The following is a 17,232-nucleotide window of genomic DNA, read 5'->3' on the forward strand; positions in this document are numbered from 1 at the left end:
ATTTTGTGTGATATTTGTTCTTTTTGTCTATCGTTATCTCTTTGGCATTTGCATAAATTCACAACTATTTAGTGCAGGCACCGCCGAATACGAGCATCCAGCTCTACAGGTGAGAACGGTTTGGTCATATAATCATCAACCCCGCTACGGAAGCATTGGCTGATCGTTTGCTCCACACGCTGCTCCGTCAGAACGACGATTTTGGGCGGCTGCTCTATCTCTAACTTCTGGATATGATGGATGAACGGCAAGCCGTCAATGCCATACAGGTTCAATTCAGTCAGTACCAGATCCGGTGTCACTTTCTCGATAAGCTCCAGTGCAGCCAGACCATCTACAGCTTCATACGTTTCGTAGCCTTGCATCTTCAATCGCAATTGCAGAAACTCACGCACGGTTGGATCATTATCTACAATCAAAATACGTTCCGGATCTGTTGATGTCTTGTCCAGCGTATAGATATGAATCTCAGATGAATCTACCAGCTTCGAGGATTCAGCCATATGCTGAATGGTCGCCTGCGAAGGACGATCCTTATCCGTGAAGCTAGCCAGTGTAATCTGTGGATCGGCACCAGGTACCGTTTCCTGCAGCTCATGCTTGATCCGAAGTCCTGCATAGTGAATCTCATCCAAGGTTAATCTCGGCAATAGAACCGCAATCGTCTGCGTAGCTCCATCCTTCCACAACTGAAAATCATAATCATGCGTCTGTTCCAAATGTGTTCGGATCTGCTGCTCTGGCTGAATATTCCCTGCACAGTGGATGAACATTAAACCGCATGTTCCGGCACCCGTTTCCTTCAACCCTTGCTCTACACTTCGATACACATTGACCGCAGTCTCACGCTGCAATGTTGCCGTATTTGGCATGTTCTTTTCCACCCTTCTCCTTCAGTTATGATCAAGCAGCTTCGCTTGTACCCTTTTCTTCTTCTGACCAGCTCTGGCGTGTCATCGTGCCCCATGAATTGTTGTTTTGCATAAACTGAACGTGACCCTGCAATCTCCAGAGCACACCGAGCTGATGGTAACCTACAAATTTCAAGGCAGAGAATACCAGCATTTTGACCAAATCAGATAGCTTGTTGTAACGCTTAAATGCAATTTCCTCCAGCACTAGCGCGCCTACACTCAGCAGATAACCACTCACAAAGTTCAACAATCCGAACAACACGAGAATCGGCCACTGCGTCATATCCATCAGCACGTATCCGGCGAGTGCCAGAAGTCCGGTAATCCGGAAATACGGGTTGAGTGCTTCAAAAATGACATTGTATGGCATCGTCACCATGCCCATTACTTTGTATTTCGGGTTGAACAGCATGCCACGGTTCTCGAGCATGTTCTTCAGATTTCCCCGTCCCCAACGCTTGCGCTGACTGGACAAGATCCGGTAGGAATCGGGAGCTTGTGTCCAACATACCGCTTCAGGACAGAAGGCCACGCGATACTTCAATTTATTTTCCAGCATATAGCGGTGAAGCTTGATAATAATGTTCATGTCCTCCCCAGGATAACCGTCCCGGTAGCCTCCGACAGCAATAACTGCATCCTTACGGAACATACCGAAAGCACCTGATACGATAATCAAACCATTCATGTGGCTCCAGCCAATTCGTCCGCCGAGAAAGGCTTTGAGGTACTCAATAGACTGGAACATTGGCCACATTTTGCGAGGAAGCGATACATCCTGCACGGCTCCGTTTTCGATCTTACAGCCATTGGCTATACGAACATCGCCACCAATCGCTACCGTCTCTTCCGGGTTCTCCATGTACATGCGTGCCATACGGATCAAGGCATCTTTCTCCAGAAGCGAATCGGCATCGATCGAAGAAATAAGAGGGTAGTGAGACAGATTAATACCTGCATTAAGTGAATCCGCCTTACCACCGTTCTCCTTATCGATCAAATACAGATCCGGGAATTCTGGATTATGATAAATGCCCCGTATGTTTTTACATGCAATTTTGCCATGCATTTTCGTATTGGTCATGGGCTTAAGATTGTACTCTTGCAGCAACACCTTCAACGTGTTGTCACTGGAACCATCGTTAACCACGATAACCTCATACGTTGGATAATTCAGCGTCATGAGACAGTTTACATTTTCAATAATCGTCAGTTCCTCATTGTATGCCGGTACCAGCAAGGAGACCGAGGGCACCAGTTCCGAGCCTGACAACGTATTGTATTTGGAATAGTGCGAACGCCGGAATATCGTCCATATGTTGCGGAATGAAAGGGCTAAGATGGAGAAATATAGTGTGTTAACAAAAACCACATAATATATAGCCACCATACCGTAGATTAATAATAGATCTCTAAGCAGTGTAATCCCCTCCTACCGTTGCCACACCTGTACGTTTCTTGCTTGTGCGATGGTCTATTGGTGAGCCAAAATACCGATCATAGAGCAGCCTTTTTTTGTTATGTGCGATCATCTGTTCAACAGCTTTATGATCTGTTCCCGTGTGTTGCATCGTGCTCTCAATCTGCTGCATCGCGATTTCACGCTCAACATTTGTACCCTGTACAGCAGCTTGGCACAATGCTTCGAATCCAGGCTCGCCCAGCTTCGCCAGACTTTCGGCACTGTTATATCGCACTCCCCAATCTTCATCTCGCAGCGCTTTGCGAAGTAACGGGATACTGCCTGATGCATGCTTGGAGCCCAGCGCTTGTGCGACTTCGGCACGTACCTCGGGATCTGCATCCTGCATTAATTTCAAAATCGTCTCATCTCGTAGTGCAGGACTTGCACTAAGGTACAGCTTCACTGCCTCAGCACGCACATCCTGCTGCTCTGCGCCTACCAGTCTGTGAAGAGCAGGCATCACTTCTGGAACAGCCTGTCCCCACATGGCTACAAGTCCTACTTTTACAAAATCGGGATTACGGTCCTCCAATAATTCAATCAACAGCTTACTCGTATCCATGCTTGTTTCAAGCAGAATATCTGCGGCTAGGTGATGAATGGATTTGCCTTTGGTTAACAACACCTCAAGCATTTCCTTTAACTCCCCTTGACGAACCGTGCTTCTCGCAATCGAGCGAGCAATCATGATGGCCATCGGACCAGGCTTCTCATCCTTCAGCAATTCCATCAGCCCCGGAACAGCCTCTGGACAACGCATGCCCCCTAAGCGATACGCCGCATCGATCTGACGACCGTAACGCAATCTGCCCAGTTCTTTCAGATCATGCTCTACAAACCCTGACTCACGGCACAAGGCAATTAATTTGTCGCGGTACTCTCCCTTGAACTGATCGATCCATTCAATCAACTTATTCTGGATGACTCTGCGCTCTAACGGAGCAAGCTTGCCTGGTGGCAGCTTCAGTTCACGATTCTCCGTCAGTGCAGTTTGCAAGTACGTAAAGTAGTCCCGCTGTTTGGATTCGTACCACTCCATCTTGCGCTGTTTGCCATTGTGGGACATTTTCATGGCAAACAGCAGGATTACGCCCACAACAACAAGCGCTATACAGATATATAGAAATAGATAAGCCAGTGCCAAATTGGGAAACATGTGAAAAAGTCCTCCTTATAGTGCGTGTTCAAAAAGGTCGGTTTTCAGTACCAAGAAGATGGGATGAAGATAGAAATGGAGTAGCAGAGCGTAGATTAAGCTACGTGAGCAACGGACATTTCGGCTGAATCCCATATTCGATGCTGAGATGCCGCTTACGCATCCTTCGTAATCAAAAGCGGACTTTTTGAACAACCTCCTTATATTGATTTATTCGGTCTGAAAACTAGGTATTAGTTCAAAACGTTTCTTCATTTCCTCATAACTTAGCTTCAAACGTTCGCTGTACTCTACCTGCTCCCAAGGCTGCCACTTGTACATAGGCAATGTCTTCAAGTCCAGTGTGTTCGCTTCGCCTCCTGGCCATGATACCTTACCAGTAGATCGCTCCATCAACCAAGGAACCAGTGTAACGCCCTCTACGGTTTCAGTTTGGAACTGTCGTCCTTCCTGAAGTGCTCCATAGCTGATGACCTGTAGTGAGCTTGGATCACCGAACCCAAGTAACATCCAAGGGATTCGCATCTCCACCTGATTTCCGTTATACTGCCAGGCTGTTAACGAATCTGTATCAGACTGCCCTGCCGCTGTAGTTCCTCGCTTCAGCGCCCCCACCTTTTCGTTCATAAATGGGTGAGCCGATCTGGTATCCGGCGGTGTCATCCTCAGGCTTACCGCCAGGTTCCACGGCTGGAATGGATTAGCTGAATCCGCTGAATCCTCAGGCAACATATCATAGCCATCCTTGCCATACAAACGACGATTAAAATCGTAATCCTTGGCGATCTCCACTTGAGATTCAGCATCCTGCCCCAACGTGATTACCGTTTCGAGTCCATCACTGATCGTTCGATCAGGAAGTCGCTCGCCAGGCTGATTACCTCCTGCAAGTGTATCTGTACCAATGTGCAGCACCGTCTGATCCGGGTCAAATGGCTGATCTAAGGTCATGCCGATGTACAGGTAAGCTTCGTCATGCGTCAGCTTCATCTCCTGAATGCCCTCCACTTTCCCCTGCCAGACCGTTACCTCATCATCCTTCAGCTGCTCCCAATCATCCAAGCTGCCATCAATGGTCAACTGCTCCTGTTTCCCAGGATCCATCGCGAGCAAACCAAACATCTTCTCGTTGGTCAGCACGTTTAACCAATACGCACGTCGGTCTGCTGGAATTTCGAGTGGCATCGTGTTCCAGGTTTTCTTGAACCATTCGTCCTGCCACATGAACAAGATCGCTCCTGCATACCCTTCATCGTAGATATCTTGAGTCAGGGAAGCGTCGATCTCACCTTGCTCTGCCTCGTTATGCCCTCCCTGATTCCTTCCTCCCATGCCCAGATGAGAAATACCAAGCGAGGAAGGTACACCGTACTCTGTAATCATTACAGGCATATCGGAAAACTCGGCTTTGAGCTTGCGTAGGTAGCTTTTGTACGTGTTGTACTCTCCATTGGCATCCTTGATCGTTTGAAGCGTCTTATCGATGTGGAACAAGTCAGGATAATAAGGATACACATGATACGCTGCAAAATATCCTCCTTGCCAGTCCTTAGACTCAATATGACGGGCATCCACACTGACCAGATCCTCTTCATACAATGGTTCACCTGGATGGTCGAGTACATCGGTCGTCACCCAATTCGTAAACGTCATTGGATGCTCCCAACCGTACTCTTTCTCTAATACAGCGGTGTAGTCCAGCAATTCGGCCAACCAATTCTCAAATGGTGAAGCATCTGGGGTTCCCGAAAAATGAACTCCCTTGTACTGCGGCACATCAGGATGTGTCTTATTCGTGTTATCCACCATCATAGGATCCCACTCGGTTCCTACATGCCACGCCATCAGATATTTCCCTGCATTCGCCTTATACTTCCCGCTAGAAGCTCCCGGTTTATCAGGAATGTCTGCATCCCCATAGACAGCAGATACTGCTTTTTCAATTTCCTGTTTAAACGTTTGTTCGATATGGTCGAGATAAGCATCCTGCTTCTCAATCAACTCTTCCTCAGGCGACCATATCCCCTGTATAAAATATAAGGGCTGCTGCCTACCGCGATTATAATCGACCAAGGCTGTGTAAAAAATCGGTTCGTGAACCGTATATACCCGGATTACATTAGCGCCCAGATCCTGAATCTGCTGGAACCACCTCTGATAGTCCTCTTTAGTCAGCGGGAATTCTCCTGGGTAGTGTCCTGGTGACGTTGCGCCCAGATTGACGCCTTTGACGAACATCTCCTTCCACGTACCGTCCGATCCGTACTCCATGAACCGGTCTCCCTCTGTTTTAAACTTCATTTCTGTACCATTCTGCGCTGTATAGGTGACCAGTTTGGGCTGCATATAGTACATGCCGGCAAAAATCCCTCCGGTCAATACTACGGCTCCAGCCAGCACCGTTAGCATCCAGCGTTTTCGTCTTCGTCTACTCATGCTCTCGATTGCTCACCTCTCTAGTATGCATCCCGTCTTATGCCTGTGTTATGGATCAAAACAGGAAGACACGCGGTATATTCCGCATGGGATGACCGCAATGGATAGAGCTGTCAGCGGTGTAGTTCTCACTATAGCGCTAAGCGTCTGCATTTGTAACTAGGCTGATGGGAGCAAACATAAACTGCAACATTCTGCCCATTATTCGTAAAATGCACCATCAACTAGTACACCGTCCCTCGGAACTTCATCCTCTGCTCACCGTTGTATCTTCCCCCTGTAAACGGAGGATTTACGTTCCATTCCTCTACGGACGTATATGCCTGTTATTGTTATATGCAACGCGGATTACAGCCTCTGAGTGTGCTTGGACACTTATCCCATTAAACGCAGGTTGTTTTTTAAAGTTGCGGCCTTTTTTACAGTATTAACCATAAAGATTACAAAATTGATACTATAGTCCGATAACGCATCAGTGAAAATCCGCGTCCTATCAAGCTTTTCTGAAAAATGCAGAAAATCAAAAAAGGACATCAGTCCTGCACTGTAGGACTGTGCCCATTTATATCCCTTTTACAAATCATCGAATGAACAGGGGGTCATCGCCCAGAGGTCACAGATCTCTAACATTAAATGTAAAAATCCACATCTTATTTCCTACAATCTGCTCTTCACCAAGCTATTTCGTATTTGTGTCCAATTTGCAAAATAATTCCGCTTGCCGCATTTTAAATTGTCAGATATGCTTATAAAACAAGAACACATGTTCCATACTGTAAATAAACTGTAAAATAATCAATCAGAATGAACCTATTTTGATTCAAACCCTATGGATTGAGAAGTCAAAGGAGAGACTGTTATGCCCCGCAAAGCCACACGCGTCATTATGCTAGCCGATTGCCAGTCGTTCTATGCCAGCGTAGAGAAATCTGCACACCCTGAATACAAGGATCGTCCACTCGTTGTAGCCGGAGATCCGCACGCCGTTCGGGTATTATTCTGGCAGCCTGCCCTTTGGCCAAATCCTATGGCATTACGACTGCTGAGCGACTAGGCGAAGCCTTAGCGAAATGTCCGGACGTTGTTGTCATTCGCCCAAGAATGGCGGAGTACATTCGGGTCTCCCTGCACATTACGAGCATTCTACAGACGTATACCGATCTTGTTGAACCCTATAGCATCGATGAGCAGTTTCTGGATGTCACCGGAAGTCTTGATCTGTTCGGCAGTCCGGAAATGATCGCTAAGAGCATTCAATCCAGAGTCATGGACGAGACTGGCATATACATCCGTATTGGTATTAGCGACACGAAGGTCGTCAGCAAAATGGCTTGTGATCTATATGCCAAAAAAGTCCCTGGAGGCATCTACACGATCCCCGTAAGGACGTACAGACAACATTATGGCGGAAACCAGTCAGAGATATGTTTATGGTTGGTTCTCGGATGGCGAATCATCTCTATAAGATGGGCATTCACACGATTGGTGAGTTGGCTCAGACTCCGCTCTCCCGACTTCGAGATCGTTGGGGCGTAAACGGTGAGGTGTTGTGGCGAATTGCTCGTGGCATAGACGATTCTCCGGTGAAGCCGGGAACATATGCCCACCAGCAAAAGGGGATCGGGCATCAGATGACTTTGCCTCGGGACTATGAGTCCTGGGAGGACATCAAGGTTGTGTTGCTTGAACTAGCCGAGCTGGTTAGCCGGCGTGCACGGGACAAATCACTGATGGGCAATGTCGTATCTGTCGGATGTCGTGGACAGGATTATGATCGTCCTACTGGCTTTTCGCGCCAAATGAAAGTGAATGAACCTACGAACATTACGGATGAGGTATACGATGCTGCAGCCGCCCTCTTCTTACGCCATTGGGACGGATTACCCATCCGTCGAATCAGCGTATCCTTAACCGGACTGGTCGCTGATTCCGACATACAGCTATCCTGGTTCGACGATCGTGAACGAAAAAGAGAACTGGAACGCGCCACAGATGATATCAAACGCAAATTCGGAGATACCGCGATTATGCGGGCCTCTTCCCTATGCTCATCTGCCCAAGCACAGGATCGTTCTCATAAAATTGGAGGTCATTACAAATGAGTAAAAAATTGCAGCAAAACGGACTCTTTGAATCTTCTCGCATGATGCTTCCTGAACACCGGGAAGCTTATATTCTTCATCAAGAGCAATTGGCTCCACGCACTCGTCCTTCTCTGGATAGTCAAGCGGCAGAGGAAATGTCTCGTTTACTCAGCGATTCGATGGTGTTAGGAGATATCATTACCATTACGCTGTTCCACGAATATGACGATATTCGTATCACCGGGCAGGTGCTGCGAATGAACCGTCCCGCCCGCACCCTTAAGCTACTTACGGATAACGGGACTCGGGACATTCAGATGAATCTGATCACAGATGTCACTCTAGCCAGTGACTAATACATCTCCCACATACACATGTCTATATCCTCAATAGGAACTATTCACTCGCAAAGTCAGGTTTGCGAATCTGCGGGGATAGTTGCAGCTAAATTAAATGGGACAGGACTGCTTTCCTACATGGAATGGACTCAATTCATGTGTTAAGAATAACGATACCGACGGCAGCACCTCTCATACTAAAGAAGCAAAAGGAGCTAGAAGTGATTCAAAAGATCATTTTAAGGGTATGTCTCGCATTTTTAGTGCGTGTTCAAAAAGATCGGTTTTGAACAACCTCTTTAGAAGAAGCTCCAGTCGAATTCCTTAGAGAGACGCTCAAGCAAATGCACCCCGGCTATACTGTTTCCTTTACGATTCAAAGCCGGCCCCACCAGTCCTATACCGAATTGACCTGGCACAAGCGTCAAAATCCCTCCAGATACACCGCTCTTCGCAGGCAGTCCAACCTGGATAGCAAATTCACCGGATGCATTGTACATTCCGCAGGTGGTCATAAATGTTTTGGCAATCTGTACATAACGACGTGGAATTAACTCTTCTCCGGTGATTGGGTCTGTCCCATTGTAAGCAAGCACCAATGACATACGTGCGAGATCCGCACAGGTTACCTCAATCGAGCAATGACGGAAATACACCGCAAGTACATCTTCGACATCATCCTTGAGCACCCCGTTGTGCTTGAGGAAATATCCAAGTGATCGGTTTAGATGACCGCTCTCGGACTCAGACTGAAATACGGCCTCATTATAGTTTAGTCGTTCATTGTTTGCCAGCTTACGGAAAAACTCTAGGATACGTCGAGATTTTTCTTCCTTACAATCGCCTGCAATTAGGGAGGATACGGTGATTGCACCAGCGTTAATCAGTGGATTAAATGGAATACCTGGTTCAACCAATTCGAGCTTGATCATGGAGTCATAATCGTCGCCGGTCGGTTCTTTTCCTACATTAAAGAATACAGCTTCTTCTCCATGATCCATCAAAGCGAGAATTAAGGTGAACACTTTAGAAATACTCTGCATCGTAAAAGGTACACCACAATCGCCAGCTGATACATGGTTACCCTCCGCGTCCATGATATGTATGCCAAGCGCATCCTGCGAAGCTTTGACCAGCTCCGGAATATAGGAAGCCACCTTACCTTGCCCTGTATGCAAACGGCTCGTTTCCAACCATTCGGGCAGTAGTGAGTTTAGTCGCTCCATCGTAGAATTGCTCATCTCCATCTCCTCCATCTCTCTGCTTATTATCTTACGGTATTAGAAAGGATTACCCGGAGTGGGTAATCCTTTACCATATTATCGTCGTCTTAGCGTTTCGCTCGTAAGTTCAGTTCGAGTATCTCTCCGGGTAACCCGTCATAATCGCCTACCCAAGTGGAAACAAAGTTCTGTCTAAGCAGTATTTGACGTGAAGCTGCATTCGTGGGATCAATTACGGCGTAGAGCTTACTAATGCCTGCAGCCTGTGCCTTTATAATTAACCGAGCGGCAATGGAAGTCCCATGACCTTGTCCCCAATGTTCAGGCAGTATCATATATCCGATCTCCGCTCGATCTGGATTAGCCTCATCTGGAATTAGTTTGGCGTAAGCTATGCCGTTTCCCTCCTTGCCAGAGACCCGATAGAATCCGGTATCATTGTTGAGGTTGTAGTCCAGCATGCTTCCGAATTCTTCTCTTGCTTCCTGTTCAGGAAATGCACGTTCGGTAATCTGTTTCATCACTTCACTATTGGAGACAAGCGCATAATAATCTGCAAAATCAGGCTCTGTGTATTTCATAAAATTCATTATATTCGTACCTCCTCTGAATTAACATCAGGGCTTGCCCTTTTGATTTCCCCTAGAGTATACCAGAAGCAAAGTATGCAATGCACATCCCCCATACCTTCAGGTTCGAACCGCAAAAAAAAAGCGACCTTTTAGAGGTCGCTCAGGCTCATTACATATTCCAATATATATGTCCGTTCTAGATTAGCTTGCCCGGGATGAAGGATGAAGACTCAGCTTTCCTTCACGCTGACGTGTACGACGTTGTTGCCCCGGAGGTGTAATGATACATGCAAGCAACAAGGAGATCGTACAGAGAACGGCAATCACGATGAAGGTAAGATGGAACCCGCCCAGCAATGCGCTGATAAATGATCCGGCAAGTGCACCAAAACCAAACCCTTGATAAATGACACCATAGTTTTTGCTCTGATTTTTCAATCCAAAATAGTCGGCCACAATGGCTGGAAATACTGTGATATTCCCGCCAAAACAAAAAGCAATGGCTGCCACACAGGCGAAGAACACTCCAAAACTTAGCGGCACCAAACTCAGTGTCATCACGGCTACTGCCGTCACCAGCAACGCTCCAGCGATGACCTTCATCCGTCCTACTTTATCCGACAATGCACCTAGGATGATGCGGCCAGCCGTATTAAATATGGCAACCATAGCAACCGCGTTAGCAGCCGTGGCTACATTTAGACCCGCGAGCTGAACACCGATGTCTTTCACAATTCCGATAAGGTACAAACCACTCATACATGCCGTGAAGAAAATAACAAATAACATGTAGGCTTCTTTTGTACGCAGCATCTCTTTGACCGTATAATCCTGGCGTACATTCGATGGTTGGTCTCCCTCTTTTTTGCCGGCTGCAGCTTGATTACGAACAACTGCTTCACGGATCAAGAACGAGCCTGCCACAATCAGAACGAGTACGATGATTCCCCAGTACATAAATGCCTGAGCAGGACCTACCGAACTAATAAGTGCGGAATTCACATATTTGAACAGAAGACTGCCTGTACCAAAAGCTCCGACCGAAATACCTGAGATCAGACCTTTGCGCTCGGGAAACCACTTAATCAGATTAGACAATGAAGTGATATAAGCAGTACCGTCTGCAAATCCAACCACAAATCCAGCCAGAAGATAGAGCAGTGTTAACGAAGTAACTTGAGAACTAAGAACAAGTCCAAGCCCAAGCAGAATTCCTGCAATACGGATCAGGCGCTGAAGACCCCATCGTTCCTGCAAACGTCCTGCAAACAATGTAGCAAATGCTAATGCAAAACTCGTTATTGAAAAAGTAATCGCAACAGAGCTAACATCCCATCCGAATCGATCGGAGAGCGGTTGGTTGAACAAGCTCCATGTGTAAATTGTACCTAGACCCATCTGTACAATAATAGTGCCAAGTACAATAAGCCAGCGATTAATGGATGTAGATTCAGTAGATGATGCCATATTAGGTGCTGATGAAATGTTTGCTTTCATCGTGATCTCCCCTTTGCCGATGTCAGATGCATGAATGCGTTCACAAGCTAATCATACATGAAAGGGGATTCATTACACCGATTTTGGCATGAGTTGCATCAGAGCGGGAATGAAATGCCTCTAAATGCGCATGAGCTGCCTGAACTCTTTTACCTTTCCACGACTTACAGGCACTTCTGCCTCCAGATCACGCAGGCGTAGCAGATACGTATTGTTAAACCAAGGCACAATTTCACGAATTTGGGCTAGATTCACCAAGTATGAACGGTGGCAGCGGAAGAAGGTTTCTTGTGGTAAACGTCCATGGAAATCCGTAATACTAACGGGCATCGTAAATTCACCATTTTTCGTGTACACCTTGGTTACCTTTTCCTGTGCTTCCGCATAATAAATATCCGTAGTATCCGTCACAATGATGTTGTCGTTCCGTAACAGGTTAATCCGCCTCACATCATGGCTGTTCGCTTCCTTCACCTGTTGCGTTCCAGATGCCGAGCTTGATACAGACGAATCGTCATGAACAAGAGCCGTATGCAGAATGGATCTATCGTTCATGCCACGTTCATGCTCACCCTGCTCCTGATCCCGGCGGAATGTCGATTCCAGCTTGTGCAGCATGGCTGCAATGCGTTTCTCGTCATACGGCTTCAATATATAGTCCAACGCTTCCAACTCAAATGCCTCTGCTGCATGTTCTTTGTACGCTGTCGTAAATACGATGTAAGGCTTACGGGCAAATTTTCCAATATGATGCGCCAGCGTCATACCGTCTAACGAAGGAATATTAATATCCAGAAAAATAACGTCAACTTCCTGCTCTTGCAGAAACTTCAGCACATCCAGTCCATCTTCAAGGCAAGCAACGACTTCAATCTGGCTGTGCTCCTGAATTAAATAATTCAATTCCTCACTCGCGAGGATCTCATCTTCAACAATAAGGGCTCTCATCGACCAATCACCTTGTTATGCATCTCCTTTGGGCACATCAAATAAAATATCTGTTCCTTGTTCCAGCCGAGTAATGGTTAAGCCTTGTCCATAAATAAGCTTCACACGGCGGTGTACGTTATATAATCCGATCTGATTCCCGGGCATTCGATCATGGTACACCTTCTCAATAATATCTGGACGGATACCTGCCCCTGTATCGCTGACACCCACTCGCACAAAATCAGGATAATCCTGTACTCGAATACGAACCGTCCCCGGGCCTTTCCCTTTAAGAATGCCGTGGATAATGGCATTTTCAACAAGCGGCTGAATCACCAGACTTGGAATATGCACAGCGACCTCATCAATCTCATAGATCACTTGCAGCCTACTACCGAAGCGGGCCTTTTCGATTTCCACATAATTACGAACCTGCTCTAGTTCCTTATGAATATCGATCAGTTCGTCTGACAGCTCCAGATTATAGCGCATATATCCTGACAAATTCACAATTAACTCTCTTGCTCGATCAGGCTTGGTACGAATGGAGGAGGCAATAGCATTTAACGCATTAAACAGAAAATGAGGATGGATGGTCGTCTGCAGAGCTCTAAGCTCTGCTTTGTTCGCAGCAGCCTTAATCTCCTCAACACGGGATACCTCCATCTGCGTGGAAATAATCTGTGATAGCCCTACCGCCATCGTTTGCAAAGGATACGTAATCTTGTACGCTTTTCGATAATAAATTTTGAGCGCACCTGTCACTTCGCCCCGCTCTTCTAGCGGAATAATGAGCAGGGAGTGAATATCTGGCGTTTTCTCATCGATCACATCATTACTAATGGTAATCTCACCGCTGGAGATCGTTTTCTTCGTCATCTCACTAATAATCTCATTTCCGATATGATACCGTTCTTCACCAAATCCCACATAAGCGAGTACATTTCGTGTATCGGTAATGGCTACTGCATCTGCCTGGATATCCTCCTGAATAATTCGGCAGATGGTACGAAGAGAATCTTCGTCAATGGAACGGAAATACGGCAGCGTTTTGTTGGCAATATCTAATGCGAGCTTCGCCTGACGAGCTGCGATCATTTCTTTTTCCCCTTCAACACTCTGCACCAGAAGCACAATCAACCCGATATTCATCTCACCTAAAATCATCGGCAGTGCAATCTGAGAAACGATATCTGCCCCCAGTGGGTCTGGATAGGAGTACAACAAAATAAGTAACATCGTAAGTGCTTCACAGATCATTCCAGCGGCGATCCCGATAATCCAGCGTTTGGACTTAGGGGTGTACTTGTGAATGTAACCAGATACGAGACCTGCGATAATACTTGTGATGAGACAAGGAACAGCCGTTACTCCGTCCATATCAATCAAATAACGGTGTACTCCAGATACAATCCCCGTAATGATCCCCACAGGTGCGCCAAACAAAATACCACCAGATAACACAGCGATGATTCGTACATTGACAAGAGAACCCTCTACATTAATTCCCGTATATGTCCCGAAGATAGCAAAAGCACAGAACAGTAGTGTAACTGCTACATATTCCTGCCACCTTAATTTGCCCTTCTGCAGGATCTGCCTAAACCGGGGAACTCTGGACAAAAAGAATAAAAAGATAATTAACAATGCCGCCCGTTCAAACAAACCAAGCAACATAATAAACATTTCAGACAATCGAACTTCCTCCATATCTGTTAGACATTAGCGTAACTCTGTTAGTTCAAGCTCCACTGTGTAGAACCTGCTCACCATGCTCGTATGCAACAGTTTACCGCTACCCCCACAGGAAAGCAAAGTCATCCCTAAAAAACACCAGATAGATTCACTTAGACATAAAAAGTAAATATGATTACATCTCTGGTTGTCCTAATAATACGAAAGGGCTGTCCCTCGTCATGTTCATGACAAATAGGACAACCCCTCAATACTCATCATCGTCCGATGTGATAAACCCAACATCGCATCGAATACCTCACCTAAACATTCCCCATAGCTTAATCAGATGGAACGTATTATTCGGGTCAATCTTCTGCGCGATCACAAAGGCTACAAATTGCTCCTCTTGAGCAGGCGAAAAGCTCTCATTCATAATGACTGCTGAAGATTTCACAAGTCTTCTCACCTTTGCACGATCCTGGAGATCCGACTTTGTTACACCATCGATTAGTTTTTTGATACGCTCTTTTACAGCAGGATTTTTCATCTTTTTTTTGATCCGCTCCACTAACTGCGGACTAATTCCATATTGTTGATAACCCAACGGACTTAGCACCTCCTGAATAATGAACTCACTTCTTATTCATATGACAGGAGGGCTTGTACACTTGACCTTTTTCCTAAGGAAATACGAAAACCGGACTTTATCATCTATTCGATAAAGTCCGCTTTTCAGTACCAAGAAGATGGGACGAAGCTAGAAATGGAGTAGCGGAGCGTAGATCAAGCTACGTGAGCAACGGACATTTCGGCTGAGTCCCATCTTCGCCGCTGATGATGCCGCTTGGCATCTATCGTAATCAAAAACGGACTTTTTGAACATCCTCTAAGTTAATCGATGAGGTCGCCTTGAAACACTTGCTGCCCCTGTAAATACTCACGCAGTGGTGCGTAGTCGATGGATGTCCAGAAGTTTGCGTCTGTAATTAAACTGGAGACGTCATCTCTGGCCTGCTCCAATACTGCAAAGTCAGCAACCATATCGGCCAATCGAAACTCGGGCAAGCCACTCTGCTTGGTGCCGAAGAAATCACCAGGACCGCGCAGATCTAAGTCACGCCTGGAAACCTCAAAACCGTCATCTGTTTCCGTCATAACCTTCATGCGTTCTTGTCCAACTTCTGATTTTGGATCAGCAATAAGCACACAGTAGGAAGCATGCGCCCCGCGGCCAACCCGGCCCCGAAGCTGGTGGAGCTGTGACAATCCAAAACGATCCGCATCCATGATCACCATAAGCGTAGCGTTAGGTACGTCCACCCCTACCTCGATGACCGTCGTGGAAACGAGAAGCTGAATATCGTTACTGTAGAAGTCACGCATCATTTCTTCTTTTTCCGTCGCCGTCATTCGTCCATGAAGCAAGCCCACACGATAGTTCGGGAAATTCTGCTGCATCTGCACATGCAGATCAATCGCATTCTGAACGTCCAGTTTTTCCGACTCTTCAATGAGTGGACAGATCAGATAGGCTTGCCGCCCTTGATCCACTTCTCGGGATATAAAGCCCAGTACCCGCTCCATCTTGTCATGCTTCACCCAGTAGGTGGAGATCGGGATACGCCCTTTAGGTCGTTCTGAGATCGTAGATACTTCAATATCTCCAAAAGCTGTAATCGCCAGTGTCCTAGGAATCGGCGTAGCTGTCATCGTCAACACATCCGGGTTATACCCTTTACGACGGAGAACACTACGCTGATTCACACCGAAACGATGCTGCTCATCGGTAACCACAAGTCCTAAATCACGGAAGAATACATCCTCCTGAATCAGAGCATGCGTCCCTACTACAATATCAATCATGCCCATTTGTAAGGAAGCAATCAGATCTTTACGTTTGCGGCCGTTCACACTACCTGTCAGAAGGCCAACGGTCACACCGAATGGTTCGAACAGCTTTTGCAATGATCTCATATGCTGCTCTGCCAGAATCTCTGTAGGCACCATTAGAGCCCCCTGAAACCCAGAGCGCACCGTAGTATAGAGAGCAATCGCCGCAATGACAGTTTTGCCTGAACCTACATCTCCCTGAAGCAGGCGGTTCATCGAATAAGGCGAGCGCATATCATGCAAAATTTCAAGCTCTACCTTCTTCTGAGCATCTGTCAGTTCAAACGGCAAACTGCGTACAAATTCACGAATCGTCGTATTATCCGTCGTATGCACGACCCCATCCATGCGATCTCGATTAAGGGCTCGATAGGCCTGCATTTTAAGTTGGAATAAAAAAAGTTCCTCATACACCATCCGTTGTCTGGCCTGCTGGCCTTCCTGGTTATCCTGGGGATGATGAATTCCAGCAATCGCTTGTTTACGAGGCATGAGACTATATTTATTTAACAAGCTCCGCGGCAAAATTTCAGGAACTAACTCACCAAATTGCACGAGCCCTTGCTGAATGGTTTTGCGCATCCACGATTGTGTGATCTTACCTGTTACTGAATATACAGGCTGAAGTGTACCTGAACGTCCTCCCCCTTTATCGGGAAATTCGGAATCGGATACCGTCATCTGCATGCGCTTTTGTTCCCATTTGCCAGTGATGACAATCTCACGGTTAGGCGTTAGCTGATCTTTCAGGAAATGTCGATTAAACCACGTAGCTGTAATCATCCACTCCTCGGTCATTACCTTACACGTAAGCCGTGATTTCTTACCGTATCTTTGTAACACAGGAATGCCCATAATTTGGCCCTGAACCGTGATCTTGTCTCCATCCTTCACTTCACTGAGAGAACGCAGACGATAATCCTCGTATCTGAACGGATAATATTCTAATAAATCTTTTACAGTAGAGATGCCAAAGGCGTGAAGCTCTCCCTCTTTGAGAGCACTCACGCCGTTGATTTGTTTTACGGATATTTCATCCCATTTCATGTC

12 protein-coding genes and 1 pseudogene are annotated in these 17,232 nt (G+C 46.5%); 2 read left to right on the forward strand and 11 right to left on the reverse strand.

From position 1 onward, the window contains the following. Positions 1-68 precede the first annotated feature (68 nt). The 4 genes from DMB88_RS19560 to DMB88_RS19575 form a co-directional block, all read right to left on the reverse strand. Complete coding sequence (locus DMB88_RS19560; protein ID WP_128102693.1) at positions 69-872, reverse strand: response regulator transcription factor; 804 nt, start codon at positions 870-872, stop codon at positions 69-71. A 31-nt stretch (positions 873-903) separates the two neighbouring features. After that, positions 904-2,304 carry a glycosyltransferase family 2 protein gene (locus tag DMB88_RS19565; RefSeq protein ID WP_174715303.1) on the reverse strand — a complete coding sequence of 467 codons (1,401 nt, stop codon included), beginning with the start codon at positions 2,302-2,304 and terminating at the stop codon, positions 904-906. A gap of 22 nt (positions 2,305-2,326) precedes the next feature. Further along, entirely contained in the window at positions 2,327-3,535 is a 1,209-nt protein-coding gene (locus DMB88_RS19570; RefSeq protein WP_128102694.1) for a HEAT repeat domain-containing protein, read from the reverse strand. Positions 3,536-3,745: 210 nt separating this feature from the next. Continuing rightward, positions 3,746-5,971: a hypothetical protein gene (locus DMB88_RS19575; RefSeq protein WP_128102695.1), complete on the reverse strand. Its 2,226-nt coding sequence runs from the start codon at positions 5,969-5,971 to the stop codon at positions 3,746-3,748. An 859-nt stretch (positions 5,972-6,830) separates the two neighbouring features. Here DMB88_RS19575 and DMB88_RS19580 point away from each other — a divergent pair. Together DMB88_RS19580 and DMB88_RS19585 are read left to right on the forward strand one after the other, a co-directional pair. Then, a pseudogene (locus DMB88_RS19580) lies at positions 6,831-8,073 on the forward strand (DNA polymerase IV). Further along, a complete protein-coding gene (locus tag DMB88_RS19585) occupies positions 8,070-8,411 on the forward strand; it encodes a YolD-like family protein (protein WP_128102696.1) in 342 nt (113 codons plus the stop codon). The pseudogene DMB88_RS19580 and the gene DMB88_RS19585 overlap by 4 nt, the downstream one beginning before the upstream one ends. A 281-nt stretch (positions 8,412-8,692) precedes the next feature. On the opposite strand, the gene glsA is transcribed toward DMB88_RS19585, so the two are convergent. From glsA to recG, 7 genes are all read right to left on the reverse strand, one after another. Continuing rightward, positions 8,693-9,634 carry a glutaminase A gene (glsA, locus tag DMB88_RS19590; protein ID WP_128102697.1) on the reverse strand — a complete coding sequence of 314 codons (942 nt, stop codon included), beginning with the start codon at positions 9,632-9,634 and terminating at the stop codon, positions 8,693-8,695. 89 nt (positions 9,635-9,723) lie between these two features. Then, on the reverse strand, positions 9,724-10,206 hold the full coding sequence (locus DMB88_RS19595; RefSeq protein WP_128102698.1) for a GNAT family N-acetyltransferase: 483 nt from the start codon (positions 10,204-10,206) through the stop codon (positions 9,724-9,726). Positions 10,207-10,389: 183 nt separating this feature from the next. Continuing rightward, on the reverse strand, positions 10,390-11,685 hold the full coding sequence (locus DMB88_RS19600) for an L-lactate MFS transporter (protein ID WP_128102699.1): 1,296 nt from the start codon (positions 11,683-11,685) through the stop codon (positions 10,390-10,392). 120 nt (positions 11,686-11,805) lie between these two features. Further along, the gene (locus tag DMB88_RS19605; RefSeq protein ID WP_128102700.1) at positions 11,806-12,633 is read right to left on the reverse strand and encodes a LytR/AlgR family response regulator transcription factor; all 828 of its coding nucleotides are present in this window, start codon (positions 12,631-12,633) and stop codon (positions 11,806-11,808) included. Between the two features lie 15 nt (positions 12,634-12,648). Beyond that, positions 12,649-14,292 carry a sensor histidine kinase gene (locus tag DMB88_RS19610; RefSeq protein ID WP_128104517.1) on the reverse strand — a complete coding sequence of 548 codons (1,644 nt, stop codon included), beginning with the start codon at positions 14,290-14,292 and terminating at the stop codon, positions 12,649-12,651. A gap of 316 nt (positions 14,293-14,608) precedes the next feature. Beyond that, positions 14,609-14,896 (reverse strand): stage VI sporulation protein F, encoded by a 288-nt coding sequence (locus tag DMB88_RS19615; RefSeq protein WP_128102701.1) that lies wholly within the window; start codon positions 14,894-14,896, stop codon positions 14,609-14,611. A gap of 287 nt (positions 14,897-15,183) precedes the next feature. Next, positions 15,184-17,229, reverse strand: a complete 2,046-nt coding sequence (gene recG / locus DMB88_RS19620) for an ATP-dependent DNA helicase RecG (RefSeq protein ID WP_128102702.1) — start codon at positions 17,227-17,229, stop codon at positions 15,184-15,186. Between the last annotated feature and the right edge of the window lie 3 nt (positions 17,230-17,232).

Source organism: Paenibacillus sp. DCT19, assembly GCF_003268635.1.
Taxonomy (GTDB): domain Bacteria; phylum Bacillota; class Bacilli; order Paenibacillales; family Paenibacillaceae; genus Paenibacillus.